21 protein-coding genes and 1 tRNA gene are annotated in these 20,454 nt (G+C 66.3%); all 22 read right to left on the bottom strand.

Translation table 11 applies throughout. From position 1 onward, the window contains the following. Window positions 1-77: 77 nt before the first annotated feature. Entirely contained in the window at window positions 78-2,189 is a 2,112-nt protein-coding gene (gene recD / locus B2J89_RS10805) for an exodeoxyribonuclease V subunit alpha (RefSeq protein ID WP_169169086.1), read from the bottom strand. Then, window positions 2,186-5,917 carry an exodeoxyribonuclease V subunit beta gene (gene recB / locus B2J89_RS10800; protein ID WP_169169085.1) on the bottom strand — a complete coding sequence of 1,244 codons (3,732 nt, stop codon included), beginning with the start codon at window positions 5,915-5,917 and terminating at the stop codon, window positions 2,186-2,188. The genes recD and recB overlap by 4 nt, the downstream gene beginning before the upstream one ends. After that, complete coding sequence (recC, locus tag B2J89_RS10795) at window positions 5,914-9,423, bottom strand: exodeoxyribonuclease V subunit gamma (RefSeq protein WP_169169084.1); 3,510 nt, start codon at window positions 9,421-9,423, stop codon at window positions 5,914-5,916. The genes recB and recC overlap by 4 nt, the downstream gene beginning before the upstream one ends. Before the next feature lie 223 nt (window positions 9,424-9,646). After that, window positions 9,647-9,723: transfer RNA gene (locus B2J89_RS10790), tRNA-Met, on the bottom strand. A 24-nt stretch (window positions 9,724-9,747) separates the two neighbouring features. After that, window positions 9,748-10,143: a 50S ribosomal protein L17 gene (rplQ, locus tag B2J89_RS10785; RefSeq protein ID WP_169169083.1), complete on the bottom strand. Its 396-nt coding sequence runs from the start codon at window positions 10,141-10,143 to the stop codon at window positions 9,748-9,750. 85 nt (window positions 10,144-10,228) lie between these two features. After that, window positions 10,229-11,221, bottom strand: coding sequence for a DNA-directed RNA polymerase subunit alpha (gene rpoA / locus B2J89_RS10780; protein ID WP_169169082.1), 993 nt, complete (start codon window positions 11,219-11,221; stop codon window positions 10,229-10,231). Window positions 11,222-11,334: 113 nt separating this feature from the next. Continuing rightward, window positions 11,335-11,958, bottom strand: a complete 624-nt coding sequence (gene rpsD / locus B2J89_RS10775) for a 30S ribosomal protein S4 (protein ID WP_169169081.1) — start codon at window positions 11,956-11,958, stop codon at window positions 11,335-11,337. Between the two features lie 92 nt (window positions 11,959-12,050). Next, on the bottom strand, window positions 12,051-12,455 hold the full coding sequence (rpsK, locus tag B2J89_RS10770; protein ID WP_169169080.1) for a 30S ribosomal protein S11: 405 nt from the start codon (window positions 12,453-12,455) through the stop codon (window positions 12,051-12,053). Window positions 12,456-12,473: 18 nt separating this feature from the next. Beyond that, window positions 12,474-12,839 carry a 30S ribosomal protein S13 gene (rpsM, locus tag B2J89_RS10765; RefSeq protein ID WP_169169079.1) on the bottom strand — a complete coding sequence of 122 codons (366 nt, stop codon included), beginning with the start codon at window positions 12,837-12,839 and terminating at the stop codon, window positions 12,474-12,476. Window positions 12,840-12,863: 24 nt separating this feature from the next. Further along, window positions 12,864-12,977, bottom strand: coding sequence for a 50S ribosomal protein L36 (rpmJ, locus tag B2J89_RS10760; RefSeq protein ID WP_003050535.1), 114 nt, complete (start codon window positions 12,975-12,977; stop codon window positions 12,864-12,866). 162 nt (window positions 12,978-13,139) lie between these two features. Beyond that, window positions 13,140-14,459 (bottom strand): preprotein translocase subunit SecY, encoded by a 1,320-nt coding sequence (secY, locus tag B2J89_RS10755; protein ID WP_169169078.1) that lies wholly within the window; start codon window positions 14,457-14,459, stop codon window positions 13,140-13,142. Window positions 14,460-14,477: 18 nt separating this feature from the next. Continuing rightward, window positions 14,478-14,909, bottom strand: a complete 432-nt coding sequence (rplO, locus tag B2J89_RS10750; protein ID WP_169169121.1) for a 50S ribosomal protein L15 — start codon at window positions 14,907-14,909, stop codon at window positions 14,478-14,480. 10 nt (window positions 14,910-14,919) lie between these two features. After that, window positions 14,920-15,102: a 50S ribosomal protein L30 gene (gene rpmD, locus B2J89_RS10745; protein ID WP_169169077.1), complete on the bottom strand. Its 183-nt coding sequence runs from the start codon at window positions 15,100-15,102 to the stop codon at window positions 14,920-14,922. Between the two features lie 14 nt (window positions 15,103-15,116). Next, window positions 15,117-15,635, bottom strand: coding sequence for a 30S ribosomal protein S5 (rpsE, locus tag B2J89_RS10740; protein WP_169169076.1), 519 nt, complete (start codon window positions 15,633-15,635; stop codon window positions 15,117-15,119). A gap of 17 nt (window positions 15,636-15,652) precedes the next feature. Continuing rightward, a complete protein-coding gene (gene rplR / locus B2J89_RS10735) occupies window positions 15,653-16,018 on the bottom strand; it encodes a 50S ribosomal protein L18 (protein ID WP_169169075.1) in 366 nt (121 codons plus the stop codon). Between the two features lie 11 nt (window positions 16,019-16,029). Then, window positions 16,030-16,563, bottom strand: a complete 534-nt coding sequence (rplF, locus tag B2J89_RS10730; RefSeq protein ID WP_169169074.1) for a 50S ribosomal protein L6 — start codon at window positions 16,561-16,563, stop codon at window positions 16,030-16,032. A gap of 25 nt (window positions 16,564-16,588) precedes the next feature. After that, window positions 16,589-16,984 (bottom strand): 30S ribosomal protein S8, encoded by a 396-nt coding sequence (rpsH, locus tag B2J89_RS10725; RefSeq protein ID WP_169169073.1) that lies wholly within the window; start codon window positions 16,982-16,984, stop codon window positions 16,589-16,591. A gap of 20 nt (window positions 16,985-17,004) precedes the next feature. Beyond that, on the bottom strand, window positions 17,005-17,310 hold the full coding sequence (gene rpsN / locus B2J89_RS10720) for a 30S ribosomal protein S14 (RefSeq protein ID WP_169169072.1): 306 nt from the start codon (window positions 17,308-17,310) through the stop codon (window positions 17,005-17,007). Window positions 17,311-17,318: 8 nt separating this feature from the next. Then, on the bottom strand, window positions 17,319-17,858 hold the full coding sequence (gene rplE / locus B2J89_RS10715; RefSeq protein WP_169169071.1) for a 50S ribosomal protein L5: 540 nt from the start codon (window positions 17,856-17,858) through the stop codon (window positions 17,319-17,321). Window positions 17,859-17,868: 10 nt separating this feature from the next. After that, window positions 17,869-18,189 (bottom strand): 50S ribosomal protein L24, encoded by a 321-nt coding sequence (gene rplX / locus B2J89_RS10710; RefSeq protein WP_169169070.1) that lies wholly within the window; start codon window positions 18,187-18,189, stop codon window positions 17,869-17,871. Window positions 18,190-18,199: 10 nt separating this feature from the next. Next, a complete protein-coding gene (gene rplN / locus B2J89_RS10705) occupies window positions 18,200-18,568 on the bottom strand; it encodes a 50S ribosomal protein L14 (RefSeq protein ID WP_169169069.1) in 369 nt (122 codons plus the stop codon). Window positions 18,569-18,774: 206 nt separating this feature from the next. Beyond that, window positions 18,775-20,367 (bottom strand): glycerol-3-phosphate dehydrogenase/oxidase, encoded by a 1,593-nt coding sequence (locus B2J89_RS10700; protein ID WP_169169068.1) that lies wholly within the window; start codon window positions 20,365-20,367, stop codon window positions 18,775-18,777. Window positions 20,368-20,454: the final 87 nt, after the last annotated feature.

Below are 20,454 nucleotides of genomic sequence, written 5' to 3'. Positions count from 1 at the left end.
GGCCGATTGTAGGAGCCTGCGGACGCCGCCGGTCCAATGTCCTTGGCGGGCCCCGGCCATGCCGCTGCCCCTTCTGTTCAGGACGCGCCCAGGCCGTGCGCGAGCCAGTCCTGCAGGCCGCTGGCGCGCTGCGTGCGTTGCTGCACCGCCGCGGCCAGCAGGCCCGGCTGCGCCGACACCAGCGTGAATGCCTGGCGCGCGCGCGTGATGCCGGTGTAGACCAACTCGCGGCTGAGCACGGCGCCGGCGTGCGGCGGCAACACCAGCACGGTGTGCTCGAACTCGGAGCCCTGGCTCTTGTGCACCGTCATGGCAAACGCCGTCTCCACATGCGCGAGCCGCCCGACGCCGACCGAACGCAGCTGCGGCCCGTCGGCAAAGTACACGCGCAGGCCCGGCGCGGCCCCGGCCTCGTGGGCCGGGCGCGCGGCGGCGGGCAGCGCGATGCCGATGTCGCCGTTGAACACGCCCAGCGCCGGGTCGTTGCGCGTCACCATGACCGGGCGGCCGGCGTACCACTCGCCGCGCGGGGCCAGCAGGCCGGTGGCCTGCAGCACCGCTTCGACCGCGCGGTTGAGCCCGGCGGCGCCCCACTCGCCCTCGCGCACGGCGCACAGCAGGCGAAAGCGCTCGAACGCGGCCAGCACGGCTTGGACCCAGTCCGCGTGCGCCGCGGCATCGGCGCACGCAGGGCGCTGGGCCAGTTGCTCCAAGTAGGCGCGGTAGCTGGCGGCGCCGCTGCGGCCCTGCACGGCCAGCTGCCAGACGGCGGCAGGCGCAACGCCTTCGAGGTGCCGCAGGGTGCCGCTCGCGTCGTGCGCCAGGCAGTGGCGCGCCACCTCGACGTCGCCCGCGTTCACGGCCAGTGCCAGCTGCCCGATCGGGCCGCCGAAGCGCCGGCTCTCGCGCAGCATCACGGTGTGCTGGGCCAGTGGCGGCGGGGTGCCGGTGTCGTCCAAGTACGTCGCGGGCAGCGCCTCGCCCGCAGCGGCCAGGGCGTAGCAGGCGCTTTCTTCGCTGTAGCGGCCGGCCTGCGCATCGCGGCACAGGTCGCCGAGCACCGCGCCGGCCTCGACCGAGGCGAGCTGGTCCTTGTCGCCGAGGAACACCACGCGCGCCGACGGCGGCAGCGCGGCCAGCAGCGCGGCCATCATTTCGAGATGCACCATCGACGCTTCGTCGACGATGAGCACATCCACGTCCAGCGGCTGGGCCGCGTGGTGGCGGAACTCGCGCGTGTCCGGGCGCGCGCCCAGCAGCGCATGCAGCGTGCGCGCGGCGCCCATGCGCTGCGTGAGCGCAGGCAGATCGAGCTCGGCGCCCACGCGCGCGTGCAGTTCGGCCAGCGCGGCGTCGATCGCCTGCTTGAGGCGCGCTGCGGCCTTGCCGGTGGGCGCGGCCAGCGCCACGCGCAGGCGCTCGGGCTCGGCATCGACGGCAAACAGCAGCGCCAGCAGGCGCGCGGCGGTGTAGGTCTTGCCGGTGCCCGGGCCGCCGGTGATGACCGACAGGCGCCCGCGCAGCGCCATGGCGCAGGCGAGTTTTTGCCAGTCCACGGCGCCGGCCCCCCCGGGCACGCTGCCCGTGGCGGCGGCCGGGGCAAAAAGCCGGTCGAGCCAGCCCCGCACCGCCGCCGCATCGACCGCCAGGGGCGTGGCGGTGCGCTCGAGGATCTGCTGCGCCACGGCACGCTCGTAGCCCCAGTAGCGGCGCAGGTACAGCCGCGGGGCGCTGGCAGTGCCGCTGAGCACCAGTGGCTGGCCGGTGTCGGTGTCCGGGCCGCCGGCCCACACCACGGGGCTGCCGCGCAGGGCGGCACGCCAGTCCGCCAGGCGCTCTGGCAGGCCGGCCCACAGGGCCGCCAGGGCGTCCTGCGCCTCGGCGGGCCAGCCCAGCACCGCCCCCGGGTGCGCCACCAGCGGTGCCAGCGGCAGGCAGCTGTGGCCCCGGCCCTCCATGTGCGCGAGCAGCGCCGTGGCCACGAGCAGCGCGGGCGGGGCCTGCGGATCGAGGTCGGCGATGAACGCGGCCAGGGCGCTGTCGAGCTGGCGCAGCCAGCCCGCGTCGCTCCATTGGCGCAGGGTGTCGAGGGTGTCGGGCGCCGTGGCGGCCGGGGCCGGCGCGGGCGCGGCGGCGGTTTCCCACTCGGCAAACAAAGGCAGGGAAAAAGGGTCCTTGCGGGCGTTCATGCGCGGTGCTCCTCGCGCTGCAGCAGCGCATCCAGCCCATCCAGCAGCGCCAGCGACGGCGCCACCGTGTACACGCCCTGCGCGGGACCGTCGATGCCGCGCAGGAACAAAAAGAGCGCGCCGCCGAGCTGGCGCGCGGGCTCGTAACCCGCGCCCAGCCGCTCGCGCAGCAGGCGGTGCAGCGCGAGCAGGTAGAGGGCGGCCTGAACGTCGTAGCGGTGCGCGGCCATGGCGCTGGCGAGGGCGCCGTCGTGGTAAGCACTGGCGCCCTCGCCCAGGTAATTGGACTTGTAGTCCAGCACCCAGTAGCGCCCGCCGTGCTCGAACACCAGGTCGGCAAACCCCATGAGCATGCCGTGCAGCGCGCGCTCGGGCAGCGGTGCGCGCGCCACCCCGGCCAGCAGGTGCTGTTGGCACAGGGCATCGACCTCGGCGGCGTGCAGGCGGTCCACGGGCAGCCAGAACTCCATCTCGGGCAGCGTCTGCGCGAGCGTCTGCAGCGGCACGCCCACGCCCGCCAGCGGCGTGCGCAGCACGGCCGTCAGCCACTGCACCACGGCATCGGCCTCGCCGCCGCGGCCGGCACGCTCGCAGCGCCAGCGCAGGCGATCGGCCAGCGCTGGCTCAGTGTCCAGCGCAAAGCCTTCGCCGGCCAGCCATTCGAGCTGGTCGTGCAGAAAGTTGCCGGCCACGGCGCCGCGGGCGAAACGGTGCCAGACCGGTGCCGCGCCGGGCGGCGCACCCGCCGCGACGACGGGCCGAGGCATGTCCAGTGCGGCATCTGCGCCCCCGAAGGCGCGTTCGTCGTCGGCCGCGCGCGGCGTGTCCAAGGTAAACGCCGGGGTGGCCGCCAGGCCCACGCCGCGCACCAGCTGCGAGAAGCTGCCAATGCCCCAGCGCCGGTCGAACTCGGCCGCATAGGGCGGCTGCTCGTGCAGCGCCGCGGGCGCGCCGCGTGGCGCCAGCCGCGTGCGCGGCACCTCGTGGGAGCTGGTGTGCGCGGCGGCCTGCAAGGCGATGCCGGGGCCCTGCGCCAGTGCCTGCAGCGGTGCCAGCCAGTCGGCCGCATCCCGCGCCCCAGGGCCGCCAACGAGGTAGCCGGTGGCGCTGCGGTGGGTGCTGCACTGCGCGCCCTGGCCCACCTTGAGCGCGGCAAAGCCCAGCCACAGCGCATGGCGCGCGCGCGTCAGCGCCACGTAGAGCAGGCGCAGGTCTTCGCGCTGGCGTTCGTGGTCGGCCTGCGCCAGCAGCTGTTCGCTCAGCTGCAGGTACAACGCCCGCTCGCCCTGCGCATCGGCCAGATTGACAAACGCCGTGCGTTGGCGCGTGACCGCGCGGTAGCGGCAGGCAAATGGCAGGCAGACCACGGGGTATTCGAGCCCCTTGCTCTTGTGCACGGTGACCACCTTGACCAGGTCGGCATCGCTCTCCAGGCGCACGATCTGCTCGTCGCCGCTGCCGGCGCCCTCCTGCATCTGCTGGCCCAGCCAGCGGATCAGTGCCTGCTCGCCCTCGAGCTGGGCGCTGGCCTCGGCCAGCAGCTCGGCCAGGTGCAGGAAGTTGGTCAGGCGCCGTTCGCCGCCGGGCTCGGCCAGCCAGCGCGCGGGCAGGCCGAGCTGGTGCAGGCTCTGGCGCAGCATGGTCAGCACGCCCTGCGTCTGCCACACGGCGTGCAGCGCGCGCAGTTGCTCGCTGCGCGCGTCGAAGGCCTCGTCGTCATCGGCCAGCTGCGCCAACTCGGGCAGCGACAGGCCCACGGTGCGCGTCGCGAGGCCGGCGCGCACGCGGCGCACATCGAGCGGCGCGGCGACCGCCTGCAGCCAGTGCAGCAGGTCGCGCGCCTCGTCGCTCGCGAACACCGAGTCCTTGTCGGACAGGTAGACCGAGGCCACGCCGCGCCGGCGCAGCTCGCGCCGCACGGCCTCGGCCTCGCTGCCGGTGCGCACCAGCACGGCGATATCGGCCGGGCGCAGGCGCTGCAAGGGCTGTCCCGCCTGCGCAAAACCGGCCTGCGCGTCGTTGAGCCAGGTGGCGATGCGCTCGGCGCACAGCGCGGCGAACAGGCGCAGGTGCTGCGCGCCGCTGCGCAGCTCAAGGTCGTGCTGCACGCACAGCGCAGGCACGGGTCCGTCGGCGCTCTGGAATTGCTCGGCACGGCCGCGCGCCTGCACCGGCAAGAAGGGCAAGGGGTTGTCGGCCTGCGCGCTGCCGCGGAACAGGAACGCGCCCTCGCCCGCACGCGCCTCGGCGCACGCAAAAGCGTGGTTGACGGCGCGCACCAGGGCCTCGGTGGAGCGGTGGTTGGTGCCCAGCACATAGTGCCGCCCGGCGGTGGCGCGGCGCGCGGCCAGGTAACTATAGATGTCGGCGCCGCGAAAGCCGTAGATCGACTGCTTGGGGTCGCCAATCAAGAGCAGCGCGGTCCCGGGGTCGTTGGCGGACGTGCGGTAGAGCCGGTCGAAGATGCGGTACTGCAGCGGCGAAGTGTCCTGGAACTCGTCGATCAGCGCCACCGGGTACTGCGCGGTCATGCGCGCGCGCAGGCGCTCGCCGTTCGGCCCGGCCAGGGCCTGGTCGAGGCGCTGCAGCATGTCGGCGAAACCGAAGGTGCCGCTTTGCTTCTTGAGCAGGGCCATGCGCGCCTGCACGCAGGCAGCGGCGTGCAGGCGCAGCGCCACCGCCGGATCGGGCAGGGCCTGCAGCGCAGCGAGCAGATCGGCAAAGGCCTGGAAATGGTCGGGCAAGGCGATGGGGGGCGCGCCGTCTTTGCGCGAATCCAGCAGGCCTTCGGGGCTTAGGCGACTTTGCGCCGCTGCGGTGAGTTCCAGCAGACCGGGCTCCGGACTGCGCGCCCAGGCAGCCAGTTGCTCCAGCCATTTGGTGTAGTTGGCGGGTTTGAGTTTGGTGCGGTTCCAGTCACAGACCTTGGGCGCCGTCTGTCCATCCAGCCACTGCTGCATGGCCTGCGCCCGTTCGGCCCAGCCCTGCTGGAGGGCCGCGAGGGCGCTGCGGCGCTCGCGCTGGACGCGCTGCACGGCATCGCCCAGCGTGCCCTCGCCCGCGCCGGCAGGCAGCGCCTGCGCGGCCAGGCTGCGCATGTCGGCGACCAACGCCTCCACGCCGCCCCAGACCATGAGCACGGCATCGAGCGTGTCGCCGCGCAGCGGGTAGCACTGCTGGCGCCAGTAGTCCTGCGCGGCCTCGGTCTGCACGGCGCGCTCGTCGGCCGCCAGCTCTTCGTCGAACAGGCTGCCGCTGTCGAACGCGTGTTCGCGCAGCATGCGCTGGCACCAGGCATCGATGGTGTGGATGGCCGCGTCGTCCATGCCTTCGGCGGCCATGGCCAGGCGCCAGGCGGCGCTGGCGCGCAGCGGCCCGTCGGGGTAGGACGCCCGCAGCGCGGCCAGAAAATCGTCGCTGGCCGGCAGCTCGGCTTCGCCGCGAAAGCACTGTGCGGCTTCGAGCAGGCGCGCACGGATGCGGTCGGACAGCTCGCGCGTGGCCGCTCGCGTGAACGTCATGACCAGGATCTCCGCCGGACGCAGCGGCCGGGCAAAGGCGCTGCCCTCGCCATGGCCCAGCACCAGGCGCAGGTAGAGCGAGGCAATGGTCCAGGTCTTGCCGGTGCCGGCGCTGGCCTCGATCAAACGGCTGCCCCACAACGGAAAATCGAGGGCCTGCAGGGCGGTGCTGTCGCCCCCCTGCGGCGCGGTCGCTGCAGCGCTCATGCGGTGGCCCCTTCGGTGGGGCCGGTGGCAGGGGCGTGGGGCACGGCCCGCACGCCGGTGGCGGCCCAGTGCGCCAGCGGCCCGTACACGGCGTGCGCGAGCCCCTCGAAACGGCCATCGTCGGTGAGCGCCTCGAAGTCGGGGTAGACGCGCGCCAGGCAGGGTTCGATCCCCTCGCCCTCGCGCTGGAAACTGCCGCCATACACCAGGGCGGGATCGCCGCCTGTCGCGAGCGCCAAGCCGGTGCGCAGGGACAGCGGCAGCGGTTCCTGCATGCCGTCGCGCCAGACGTCCAGCAAAGCGCCGAGCGTGGCACGGGCCTCCCCGCCGTCCAATGGCGGCAGGTGCAGCGTGGCATCGCGCCCCACCAGCAGGCCGTGCACGGCGACGCCGCTGGCGGCAGCAGCCAGGCTGCGCACCCAAGGCACGAGCAGCGCATCGGCGCGCGCCGTGCCTTGGCGGGCGTCCTGCAGCAGGCGCGAGGGGGTGAGTTCCAGCCACACGGGCAGGCCGTCCGCGCCTGAACGCAGCGGATCCAGCCAGTCCTCGATCGCGGCACCGGTGCCATCCTGCGGCGCCCAGCGCAGCGGCTGGCGTGCCACGGGCTCGGAGTGCAGTGCCTGTGCGGCCTGCCATGCCCGCAGCAGCGGCAGCAGCACGTCGGCCATCTGGCGCTGTGCGCGCTCGGCAAACCCTCCCAGGGGCAAGCGCCCGGCGCGGCGCAGGCGCTCCAAGCGCACTTCGACCAGGGCGGCCACATCGACGCCCTCACGACCCGGCGGTCCCTGTGCCATGTCGGCCAGCACGCCGTCGACCAGCGCGCGCACCACACCGTACTCCTCGAGACCGCCGATGCCGAAGGACTCGTCGTCCGCACGGTCCTCTTCGGCGGCATCGAACACCACGCGCAGGCGTTCCGCAAAAAAGGTCTTGACCGGGTGGCGCAGAAAACGCGCCAGCTGTTTCACCGAAAGCGGCACGGGGATGCCGTGCGGGGCCGCAGACACCAGCGCCAGTGCACTTGCCGCGCCGCCCTCCTCTGGACCGCTGTGCGCGCTCTCGGCCAGCGCGGGCACGGCATGCGCGGAGCGCCACTCGCGGGCATGGGTCCACAGGCCGTCGCGGCCTTCGAAGTAGCGTCGGCTGAAGGGCTGCAGCGGGTGCTCGGTGGTGCGCTGCGCCAGCACATCGCCACTCCAGCCGGCGGCCAGGTAATCGCGCAGCTGCGACACCAGCACCGACGGTGGCTGCACGCTGTTGTCACGCACGCTGCGCCCGGTCCAGCTGAGGTACAGCACGCGCCGTGCGGACAGCAGCGCTTCGAGCATCAGCTGCCGGTCGTCGCTCTGGCGCGAGCGGTCGCCCGCGCGCGCCTGGCCGGGCAGTCCCATCAGGTCAAAGTCGCTGCGCGGCGCACGGCGCGGGTAGTCGCCATCGTTCATGCCCAGCAGGCAGATCACCTCGAAGGGAATGGCGCGCATCGGCATCAGGGTGCAGAAAGTCACGCCGCCGGCGCGAAACCGCTGCTGGAGCAGCGGCTCTTCGAGCGTGTCCATCCAGGCCTGTCGCACCACCGGCAGCGGTACCGCGTCGGTGAAGCCGGCCTGCGCACAGGCGTCTTGCCAGCGGGTCATGGCGGCGTCGAGCGCATCGAGGGTCTGGCGGTCCAGCTCGTCGGTTGCTTGCGCCAGACCGGCCACCAGGGCGCGGCAGCGCTGCGCCCATTGCGCGGGTGGGGCCGGTGTGCGCGCCTGGGCGCGCCACTGCTCGAGGCGCCAGAGCAAGCTCGCCAGCGCTCCGGCCAGCTCGGCCTCCAGCCCCCCCACTTCGCCATACGGCTCGATGCCGGCAAAGCCCACGCTGCCACTGGTGTAGCCGAGCAGCATGCGCTGCAGGCCAAATTCGCCCGTGTTCTGCGCACCACACGCGGCCAGGTCCAGATCGGTGCGTTGGTCTTCGTTCAGGCCCCAGCGAATGCCCGCGCCGACCATCCATTGGGCCAGGCGCACCTGCGCTTCGGCCGACACGCCCAGGCGCGCTGCGACGGCGGGCACCTCCAGCAGGTCGCGCAGTTCGCTGAGCCTGCAGCGTTGACCGGGCAGGCGCAGCAGCCAGTCCAGCGCGCCCACCAGAGGACTGCTGGCACGCGCGCCGAGGTCGGTGATGTCAAACGGAATGTAGCGCGCATCGTGGCGCCCATACTGGCCAAAAACCGCGCGGATGGCAGGCGCCATGGTCTCGATATCGGGCACCATCACGACCACATCGCGCGGCTGCAAGGGCGCCCCGCCCGGCGGCACTGCCAGCCATTGCAGCAGCTGGTCGTGCAATACCTCGACTTCGCGCAGCGCACTGTGGGCCACATGAAAGACGATGGAGACGTCGGCCGGGTCGACGTCGCGGACCGGGTGCTCGGCCAAAGGCACCAGATCGCGGATGCGGTTCTGGACCTGGGCGAGCAAAGGGGCATCCGGTGCCTCTTCGCTCTCGTCAAACAGGTCGATGCGCGGCAGGGCAAAGCGCTCCTGCGCCTGCTGGGCGTCGTCGAACGTGTCAAGCTGGCGCACGAAATCACGGCCCTGGTGGCCCCAGGCGGCCAGCAGCGGGTGGGCATGGACATGCATCTGTTCAAGCGGCACGGCCGCCAGATCACGCCCGCCGCGCAAGGGCTGGCGCCGGCGCTCCATGCGCAGCAAGTCGCGCCCGTCCAGGGTGTCGGCCCAATGGAAACGGCAGGGGTTGGGGATGGCCAGCAAGACCTGGCTGTGAGCGGCCAGGGCGGCGAGGGTCTGGAGCACCGGCAAGGGCACATGCGCCATGCCAAACAGCACGATGCGCCGCGCCACAGGCATCGCCAGCGGGCCGCCCCCTTCCAAAACGCCCAGCGCACGCTGGTGGATGTGGGGTCGGATGGCACTGCGCTCGCGCTCCTGCAGCGTGTCCAGCACCGCGCGCCAGAGCATGGGTTGCCAACGCTGGTCGGGCGGCAGGGCCAGGTCAGCACGCCCCGGCGCGGCCAGCACGTCGCGCCCCCCCCCCCAAGCTTCCAGCCAGTCGGGACGGTACACCTGATACTGGTCAAACAGGTCGGCCAGGCGGGCGGCCAGCTGCAGCAGGCGCTCGGGCTCGCCCGAACGCAGGAACCCCGCCACGGGCTCGAATCCGGGCTGCGCCAGCAAGCCGGGCAAATGGCGCATCAGGCGCCAGGTGAGCGCCGTCTTGTCCACGGGCGACTGGGCAGGAACCTGCTCGCGCCCCAGCACCTGTCGGTAAGTGCGCCACAGAAATCGCGAGGGCAGCTCCACCCGGGTGGCTGCGCAAACCCCCCCACTGCGGGCCAATGCCATCTTGAACCACTCGGCCATGCCATTGCTTTGCACCAGCACGACCTCTTCTTCCAGCGGCGCCAGAGGGCGTTGGCGGAGCCAAGCGAATACGGTGTCGGAAAGCGTTTCGGTGCGGTTGCTGTGCAGGGCAAGCAAACCGGACTGGAGGGGGACATTCACACGGGCAGCTTCCATGTTCGGGCAGGTGAAAAACGGGGCACCCCGGACCACCGCAGCACAAAGATCAGCCAGACCGGCGCATCCCCAGGAACTGCCATCATGACCCATTTTCTCGGCAATGGTTTCGCCGAAAGCCCATCTGACATCCGGTAGAGCGCGCCAATTTCGGTCAAAAAAAAAGCCCACTGAAAGTGGGCTTTTTTTGAAGCGTTGCCGCCTTATTTGGTTGCGCGAGGAGGATTTGAACCTCCGACCTTTGGGTTATGAGCCCAACGAGCTACCAGACTGCTCCATCGCGCGGCAAGTGTTTATTATAGCCTACTTTTAAGCAGCTGCGCCAGAATTATTTGCATCTGCCACATCGGGGCGGTCCACCAGCTCGACGAGGGCCATGGGAGCGTTGTCGCCCACGCGGAAGCCCATCTTCAGGATGCGGGTGTAGCCACCGGGACGCGGGTTGAAGCGGGGGCCCAGGTCATTGAACAGCTTGGTCACCATGTCGCGGTCGCGCAGGCGGTCAAAAGCCAGACGGCGGTTGGCGACGGTGTCGACCTTGGCCAGGGTGATCATGGGCTCGACCACGCGGCGCAATTCCTTGGCCTTGGGCAGGGTGGTCTTGATGACTTCGTGCTGCAACAGCGAATTCATCATGTTCTGCAGCATCGCAAGGCGGTGCGAGCTGGTGCGGTTGAGTTTGCGGAGTCCGTGTCCGTGGCGCATGGTGCTTTCCTTATATATCGTTCAATCGGGCAGCCGTATCAGGTACTGCCCAAGGCACTTCCCCAAAGGGGATCAAAATTATAACTTAACGCTTGTCCAAGCCGGCTGGCGGCCAGTTTTCAAGCTTCATGCCAAGGGTCAGGCCGCGCGAGGCGAGCACTTCCTTGATCTCGTTGAGCGACTTGCGACCCAAATTCGGCGTCTTGAGCAACTCATTTTCGGTGCGCTGGATCAGATCACCGATGTAGTAGATGTTCTCGGCCTTCAGGCAGTTGGCGGAACGCACGGTCAGCTCCAACTCGTCGACTGGACGCAGCAGGATCGGATCGAACGTGGCGCTGGCGCGCGTGCCCTCTTGCGGACCGAACGTGGGGATATCGCCCCCTTCCAGCTGTGCAAACACTGCCAGCTGTTCGACGAGGATCTTGGCCGATGCCCGCACGGCGTCTTCTGCCGCGATGGCACCATTGGTCTCGATCTCGACCACGAGCTTGTCCAGGTCGGTACGCTGTTCGACGCGCGCGCTTTCGACCGTGTAGCTCACACGGCGCACGGGCGAGAACGAGGCATCCAGAACGATGCGGCCAATCGACTTGGTGGAGTCGTCGGCATGGCGGCGCAGGTTGCCGGGCACGTAACCACGGCCCTTTTCCACCTTGATCTGCATGTCCAGCTTGCCGCCTTGCGACAGGTGGGCGATCACATGGTCGGGGTTGACGATCTCGACGTCGTGCGGCGTCTGGATGTCGCGCGCGGTCACGACGCCATCGCCGTCCTTGCGCAGGCTCAGGGTGACTTCATCACGGTTGTGCAACTTGAACACAACACCCTTCAGGTTCAACAAGATGTTCACCACATCTTCTTGGACGCCGTCAATGGAAGAGTATTCGTGCAGAACGCCTGCAATCGTCACTTCCGTCGCTGCGTAACCCACCATGGACGAGAGCAGGACCCGTCGAATGGCGTTGCCCAGCGTGTGTCCATAGCCGCGCTCAAACGGTTCCAGAGCGACCTTGGCACGGTTGTGGCCCAGTTGCTCTACGTTGATCGCCTTGGGTTTCAGCAAATTAGTTTGCATTCAGACTTCCTCTCAATACCCCCAGCTCGTTACACCGGTAAGGCTGGTGAAGCACCCGCACCGCGATGCCTCGCGGTGCGGGAACGGTTTTCTCGAAAATTGAGGCTGTGTACTTAACGCGAGTACAACTCAACGATCAGAGATTCGTTGATGTCGGCGCCGAACTCGTCGCGGTCAGGCACCTTCTTGAACACGCCTTCAGCCTTGTCGGCATTCACATCCACCCAGGCCGGCAAGCCCACTTGCTGCGCCAGTTGCAACGCTTCGGCAATGCGGTTTTGCTTCTTGGACTTTTCGCGCACGGCCACCACGTCGCCGGTCTTGACCAGGTACGACGGAATGTTGACCGATTGGCCGTTCACGGTGATCGCCTTGTGCGACACGAGCTGGCGGGCTTCTGCGCGCGTGGAGCCAAAGCCCATGCGGTACACCACGTTGTCCAGGCGGCACTCCAGCAGCGACAGCAGATTGGCACCGGTGTTGCCCTTGCGGCGTTCGGCAGCTTCGAAGTAGCGGCGGAATTGCTTTTCCAGCACGCCGTACATGCGCTTGACCTTCTGCTTTTCGCGCAGCTGCAGCCCGTAGTCGGAGGTGCGCTGACCCGAAGTGCGGCCATGCTGACCGGGCTTGGAATCGAACTTCGACTTGTCGGCAATCGAGCGGCGGGCGCTCTTGAGGAACAGGTCGGTGCCTTCACGGCGGGAGAGTTTGGCCTTGGGGCCGAGGTAACGTGCCACTTGAATATCCTTCTATGTCATCTTCCGCAAACCATTGCGGGAGCCGCCTGCGGCGTTGTGACGGGCGCAGGCGGCGGTGGGCTTGAGATCGATCAGATGCGACGGCGCTTCTGGGGGCGGCAACCGTTGTGCGGGACCGGCGTCACATCGGAGATCGAGGTGATGCGGATACCCAGGGCACCGAGGGCACGGACCGAAGATTCGCGACCTGGGCCAGGGCCCTTGATCTCGACATCGATGTTCTTGATGCCTTGTTCCATGGCGGCGCGGCCAGCCACTTCCGAAGCCACCTGGGCAGCAAAAGGGGTGGACTTGCGCGAGCCCTTGAAACCTTGGCCACCCGAAGATGCCCACGACAAGGCGTTGCCCTGGCGGTCGGTGATCGTGATGATGGTGTTGTTAAACGATGCGTGCACGTGTGCAATGCCGTCCGAAACGTTCTTGCGGACCTTCTTGCGCACGCGCTGCGCTGCGTTATTGGCGGGAGACTTGGCCATATTGATCTTTCAATCTTTTTATTTCTTCAGCGCTGCAGCACCCTTGCGCGGTCCCTTGCGGGTGCGGGCATTGGTGCGCGTACGCTGACCACGCATCGGCAGACCGCGGCGATGGCGGAACCCCCGATAGCAACCGATGTCCATCAAACGCTTGATGTTCATCGTTGTTTCACGGCGCAGGTCACCTTCGATGGTGAATTCGGCGATCTGGTCGCGAATTTTCTCGAGGTCAGCGTCCGTCAGATCCTTGATCTTCTTGGAATAGTCGATGCCACAAGCTTCGCAAATCTTGCGTGCGCGCGTGCGCCCGATGCCAAAGATGGCGGTCAAGCCAATCTCAGCATGCTTGTGCGGCGGAATATTGATACCAGCGATACGTGCCATGTGCGTCCTCTAATACTTTCGTGATCAACCCTGGCGCTGCTTGTGGCGCTGGTCGGTGCAGATCACACGCACAACGCCCTTGCGGCGGATGATCTTGCAGTTACGGCAGATTTTCTTGACCGAAGCCGAGACTCTCATTTCATTCTCCTAAAACTGTTCATGCATTCCCGCCACCAAGGCCAAGAACACGGTCGTTGCCCGCGAAAGCTCGTGGGTCATTTAATTGACTAACCCGGTATTGTCCCATGAAGTCTGCCGGCGCCGTCATGGCGTCGACCGACACGCAGAAAACACCCCAACTCAACCCGCGGCACCTGCCTTGAAGTTGGCCTTTTTCAGCAACGATTCATATTGCTGCGACATCAAGTAGTTCTGCACCTGGGCCATGAAATCCATGGTGACCACCACGATGATCAGCAACGACGTGCCGCCAAAGTAGAACGGAACGTTGTACTTGAGGATCAGGAATTCGGGCAACAGGCACACGAAGGTGATGTACACCGCGCCTGCCAACGTCAACCGCACCAAGATCTTGTCAATGTAGCGGGCCGTCTGCTCACCCGGACGGATGCCAGGAATGAACGCACCACTCTTCTTGAGGTTGTCTGCCGTTTCCCTGCTGTTGAACACCAAAGCGGTGTAGAAAAAGCAGAAAAACACGATGGCTGCCGCATAGAACATCACATAGATGGGCTGACCGGGGGTCAGTGCACCCGAGATATCCTTCAACCAGCGCATCGACTCACCTGCACTGAACCAGTTCACCACGGTGGCCGGCAACAGGATGATCGACGAGGCGAAGATCGGCGGGATCACTCCAGCCATGTTCAGCTTCAGGGGCAAATGGGATGACTGACCGCCATACACCTTGTTGCCAACCTGGCGCCGCGCATAGTTCACCAGAATCTTCCGCTGTCCGCGCTCGACAAAGACCACGAAGTAGGTCACCAATGCGACGACGATGACGATGAAGATCGCAGCAACGATGCTCATGGCCCCGGTGCGAACCAGTTCCAGCAGACCGCCAATCGAGCCCGGCAGTCCGGCGGCGATGCCTGCGAAGATCAGGATCGAAATACCGTTGCCCAAGCCACGCTCGGTGATCTGCTCGCCCAGCCACATCAGGAACATGGTGCCTGCCGTCAGGCTGACCACCGCCGTCATGCGAAAGCCAAATCCCGGTGCCAGAACCAAACCTGCAGAACTCTCCAGCGCTACGGCAATGCCCAGCGACTGGAACAGCGCCAAGCCCAAGGTGCCATAGCGGGTGTACTGGGTGATCTTGCGGCGCCCTGCCTCGCCTTCCTTCTTCAATTGCTCGAAGGTTGGAACGGCATAGGTCATGAGCTGCATGATGATCGACGCCGAGATGTACGGCATGATCCCCAGTGCGAACACCGTGAAGCGCGACAAGGCGCCACCCGAGAACATGTTGAACAGGTTCAGAATGCCGCCCTGCTGGCCACTGAACAGCTGCTGGAGCTGCGTTGGATCGATTCCCGGAACGGGGATATGCGCCCCGACACGGTAAACAACCAACGCCAGCAAGAGAAAAACCAGTCGGCGACGCAGGTCGCCGAACTTGCCGGTCTTTGCAATTTGAGCTGCGTTAGTAGCCACTGGTGCGTTCCTTCAGACTCAGGCTACGCTGCCACCAGCGGCTTCAATCGCTGCCTTGGCACCAGCGGTTGCGCCGATGCCATTGAGCTTGACTGCCGTGCCGATTTCACCGCTCTTGATGACCTTGACCACACGGATCAGTTCACCGACGAGACCGGCTTGCTTGAGCGCGAGCATGTCCACTTCGGCCAAGCCGAGCTGGCCCAGGGCCGTCAGCGTGACTTCTGCATTGAACTTGAGCGTTTGCGACTTGAAGCCACGCTTGGGCAGTCGGCGCTGCAGAGGCATTTGACCGCCTTCGAAGCCCACCTTGTGGTAGCCACCCGAACGCGACTTCTGACCCTTGTGGCCACGACCAGCGGTCTTGCCCAGACCCGAGCCAATGCCCCGGCCCACGCGGCGCTTGGCGTGCTTGGCTCCGTCTGCGGGCTTGATGTTATTGAGTTCCATCATCGACCTCTCAGAGGATCTTGACCAGATAACTGATCTTGTTAATCATGCCGCGCACTTCAGGGCTGTCCTGGAGTTCGCTGACACTGTTGAGCTTGCGCAGGCCCAGACCACGCACGGTGGCGCGGTGGGATTCTTTCGTGCCGATCGGGCTGCGAACCAGCTGGATCTTCACGGTTTGTTGTGTAGACATTGTCACAGCTCCTGTCAGACGAAGAGGTCTTCGACCGATTTGCCGCGCTTGGCTGCCACGTCACCGGGGGTGGTGGAGTTGGTGAGCGCGTCAAACGTGGCACGGACCATGTTGTAAGGGTTGGAGGACCCGTGGCTCTTGGCCACGATGTCCGTCATGCCCATCACCTCGAACACGGCGCGCATGGGGCCGCCAGCGATGATGCCGGTACCCTTGGGGGCCGGTGCCATCATCACAAATGCGGCGCCATGGTGGCCCGTGACCTGGTGGTGGATGGTGCCGTTCTTGAGCGACACCTTGACCATGTTGCGACGGGCCTCTTCCATGGCCTTCTGCACTGCAGCCGGCACTTCCTTGGACTTGCCCTTACCCATGCCGACGCGGCCATCGCCATCACCGACAACGGTCAAGGCAGCGAAACCGAGGATACGACCGCCCTTCACGACTTTGGTGACGCGGTTGACCGCGATCATCTTCTCGCGCATGCCGTCGTCGCGACCTTCGTCTTGCACTCGGGGTTGAAATTTAGCCATTTTGTATTCCGTTCCGCTTAGAACTGCAGGCCAGCTTCACGGGCGGCGTCGGCCAAAGCCTTGACGCGGCCGTGGTAGGCAAAACCTGCACGATCAAATGCAACCTTCTCAACGCCTGCGGCCTTGGCCTTTTCGGCGATGCGCTTACCGATGATTTGCGCTGCGGCGGCGTTGCCACCCTTGCCCGCGCCACCGAGCGACTTGCGCACGTCGGCTTCGGCGGTGGAAGCAGCGGCCAGCACCTTGCTGCCGTCGCCCGAAATCACCGTAGCGTAAATATGGAGGTTCGTGCGGTTCACGGTCAGTCGCGCCACGCCTTGCTGTGCAATGCGGATGCGGGTCTGGCGTGCCCGACGAAGACGCTGCTCTTTCTTGGTCAACATAATGCAGCTCCTTATTTCTTCTTGGTCTCTTTGATCGTGATCTTTTCGCCCGTATAACGGATGCCCTTGCCCTTGTAGGGCTCGGGCGGACGAATAGCACGGATCTCGGCAGCGATCTGGCCGACCACCTGGCGGTTGGCGCCCTTGATCACCACCTCAGTGGGGGTGGGCGTGGCCACGGTGATACCTGCGGGCATGACCTTGTTGACCGGGTGCGAGAAGCCCACGGACAGGTTCAGGTTGGCACCGCTGGCTTGCGCCTTGAAACCCACGCCGATGAGCGTGAGCTTCTTTTCAAAGCCTGCGCTGACACCTTGCACCATGTTGTTGACCAACTGGCGAATGGTGCCGCTCATGGCATTGGCTTGACGGGACGCATCGACCGGCTCGAACGAGAGCTTGCCGTCGTTGCTGGTCACTTTGACCAGCGCGTTTTGCGCCATGGACAGGAGACCGCCAGCGCCCTTGACGCTGATCTGGTCATCCTTGATCGACACATCCACGCCTGCGGGGATGGTGACCGGCATTTTTCCTACACGGGACATTTCAGTTTCTCCTCAATGTCTCGGGTTAAGCCACGTAGCAAAGAACTTCGCCACCGACACCGGTTGCGCGTGCTTTGCGGTCGGTCATCACACCCTTGGGGGTGGTGACAATTGCCACGCCGAGGCCATTCATGACCTGGGGGATGGCATCGCGACCCTTGTACACGCGCAGGCCAGGGCGGCTCACGCGCTCGATGCGCTCGATCACGGGGCGACCCGCGTAGTACTTCAGGGCGATTTCAATTTCAGATTTGCCGGCTTCGGTCTTGACCTGGAATCCGTCAATGTAGCCCTCGTCCTTCAGCACCTGGGCGATGGCGATCTTCACTTTGGAAGATGGCACCACCACGGTGGCCTTGGAAACCATTTGGGCATTGCGGATGCGGGTCAGCAAGTCAGCGATGGGATCACTCATGCTCATGTTGTATCTCTCCTGCCTGCTTACCAGCTGGCCTTGGTGACACCGGGGATGTCGCCTGCGAAAGCCAGTTCGCGGATCTTGGCGCGGGCCAAGCCGAATTGACGGAAAGTACCGCGGGGGCGACCGGTGATTTCGCAACGGTTGCGCTGGCGCGTCGGGTTGGCATTGCGTGGGAGCTTCTGCAAGCCCAGGCGGGCTGCTTCACGCTCTTCGTCGCTGCGCTTGACGTCGGTGGCGATAGCCTTCAGTTCAGCGTGCTTCGCTGCATACTTGGCCACCAGTTTTTCGCGCTTGAGTTCGCGCTGGATCAGAGCTACTTTAGCCATACGCTGCCTCAGTTCTTGAACGGAAAACGGAAGCCAGCGAGCAGTGCCTTGCACTCTTCGTCAGACGTAGCCGTCGTGGTGATGCTGATATTGAGACCGCGCAGGGCGTCGACCTTGTCGTACTCAATTTCAGGGAAGATGATCTGCTCTTTCACGCCGACGTTGTAGTTGCCGCGGCCGTCGAAAGCGCGTCCGGAGATACCGCGGAAGTCACGCACACGGGGCAGGGCCACGGTGACGAAACGGTCGAGGAATTCGTACATCTGAACGCCGCGCAGGGTAACCATGCAACCGATGGCCTGGCCTTCGCGGATCTTGAAACCGGCGATAGCCTTCTTGGCCTTGGTGACCACGGGCTTCTGGCCGGCGATCTTGGTCAGGTCGGCAACTGCGTTGTCCATGACCTTCTTGTCTGCGACTGCTTCGCTCACACCCATGTTGAGCGTGATCTTGGTCAGGCGCGGAACCTGCATAGGCGAGGTGTAACCGAACTGCTCCATCAGGGCAGGGGCCACTTTTTCGCGGTAGTGTTGTTGGAGTCGTGCCATTTTTTACCCCTTAGGCCGTCTTGATTTCAGCGCCGCTGGACTTGAACACGCGAACGTGCTTGCCATCCGCCTGCAGCTTGATACCGACGCGGTCACCCTTGCCCGTGGCGGCGTTGAAGATCGCCACGTTGGACTGGTGGATAGGCATGGCCTTTTCCACGATGCCGCCGGTCGTACCCTTCATGGGGTTTGGCTTGACGTGCTTCTTGACCAGGTTGATGCCATCCACCACGAGGTGGGAGTCATCCTTGCGCAGCGAAACCACGCCACGCTTGCCCTTGTCGCGCCCGGTGAGCACGACGACTTCGTCGCCCTTGCGAATCTTGTTCATCGCACCGTCCTTAGAGAACTTCAGGAGCCAGGGACACGATCTTCATGAACTTTTCGGTGCGCAGCTCGCGCGTCACCGGTCCAAAGATACGGGTGCCAATGGGCTCCAGCTTTGCATTGAGCAACACCGCAGCGTTGCCATCGAATTTCACGAGCGAGCCATCGCCACGGCGAATGCCCTTGGCGGTACGCACCACCACAGCACTGTAAACCTCGCCTTTTTTGACGCGGCCACGCGGTGCGGCTTCCTTGACGCTCACCTTGATGATGTCACCCACGCTGGCGTAACGACGACGCGAACCGCCGAGCACCTTGATGCACAGGACGGACTTCGCGCCGGTGTTGTCGGCAACGTCTAACCGAGTTTCTGTCTGGATCATTTCAATATTCCCAACTTGCACCAGAAGACAAACAGCCCCAGAGAACTTCTCAAGGGCCGGAGATCAGCCAGTCAGTCTTGGGCCCGTCGTCCACGCCGCAAACCATTTGCAGCGCTTCCTGCTGGGCAGAAACTTCGCTCTTTTAACAGCGAAGCCCGCTATTTTTGCAAAAAACGCAAGCGCCGTCAAGCACTTTGCGGCCCCGTTCAGGCCGGGACGTGCAAATACTGCGCGGCCAGGGCCATAAACGCGTCCAGCTGCGGGTCGGCGCCGGTTTCCTGCTGCAGCAGCGCGGCCACGGCGGGGGCGAGGGCCGCGGCCTCGCGCGCGTCGAGGAACAGCAGGCGCCAGCGCCGCGCCAGCACGTCTTCGACGGTGCGCGCGTATTCGTGGCGCGCCGCAAAGCGCACCATGGCCTCGGTGATGCCGGCGCCCAGCAGCGCATCGGCGCCGGGCAGCTGGCGCGCGGCGTCGGCCTCCGACCCGTAAGAGTGCCAGCCCTGGGCATCGCACATGCGGTGCTGCACCGGCCCGGTCGGTGCGCCCACCAGGGGCAGGCGGACGGTGACGCCGCCCGGGCGCACGTCGAGCAGGCCCGAGCTGAAGCATTTTTGCAACACATCCTCGGCCATGGCGCGGTAGGTGGTCCATTTGCCGCCCGTCACGGTGACCAGGCCGCTTTTGCTGGCCAGCACGGTGTGCTCGCGGCTCAGGCTCTTGGTGTGGTTGCCGTCGTCGTCCTGGGGCTTGACCAGCGGGCGCAGGCCCACCCAGAGGCTGCGGATGTCCTGCGCCGTGGGCGCGCGGCTGAGGTAGCGTGCCGATTCGCGCAGGATGAAGGCCACTTCCTCGTGGAACGGCAGCGGTTCGTACTCGATGTTGTGGCGCGGGCTGTCGGTCGTGCCCAGGATCAGCTTGCCCAGCCACGGCACGGCAAACAGCACGCGCCCGTCGGCCGTCTTGGGCACCATGAGCGCGTGGCTGGACGGCAGGAACTCGCGGTCGACGACGATGTGCACGCCCTGGCTCGGCGCCACGATCGGCTTGACCGACCGGCCCGTGGCCTCGCCGTCCTGCTGGCGCAGCGCGTCGACCCAGACGCCCGTGGCATTGACCACGCAGCGCGCACGCAGCGTATGGCGCTGGCCGGTTTCCGTGTCCTCGCAGACCACGCCGGCGACACGCCCGTCCTCGTGCACCAGTTCCTTGGCGGCGCAGTAGTTGACCAGCAGCGCGCCGCGGCTGGCGGCCGTGCGTGCCAGCGCCAGCGCCAGGCGTGCGTCGTCGAACTGGCCGTCCCAGTACTTGACGCCGCCCTTGAGCCCTTCGGCGCGCGCCGTGGGCAGGCACTGAAGGGTGCGCTCGCGCCCGAGGAATTCGGTCGCGCCGAGCCCGGCCTTGCCCGCCAGCGCGTCGTACATCTTCAGACCCACGCCGTAGAACGGCGACTCCCAGCAGTGGTAGGACGGCATCACGAACGCCAGCGGCTGCGCCAGGTGCGGTGCGTTGTGCAGCAAGGTCGTGCGCTCGTGCAGCGCCTCCCGCACCAGCGCGATGTTGCCCTGCGCGAGGTAGCGCACGCCACCGTGCACTAATTTTGTAGCGCGCGAAGACGTGCCCTTGGCGAAGTCGTGCGACTCGATCAGCGCCACGCTGAAGCCGCGCGCCGCCGCGTCCAGCGCCACGCCCAGGCCCGTGGCCCCGCCGCCGATGACGACCAGGTCGTAGACACGCGGCTGCGCCAGTTGCGCCAACAGGTCGGCACGGCGGGTGGGGAGGGGCAGTGGAACAGTGGTCATGGAGCAAACATCCCTGCGCGAACGCATGAGGAGAAAAATTGGAGGGTTACCCTCTGTCACGATTGTGCCCCGATCAGCGCCAGCGCT

Source organism: Acidovorax sp. SRB_24 (genome assembly GCF_012931925.1).
The sequence above is the reverse complement of the archived record's forward strand: the minus strand, read 5'-3'. Positions and strand labels throughout refer to the sequence as shown.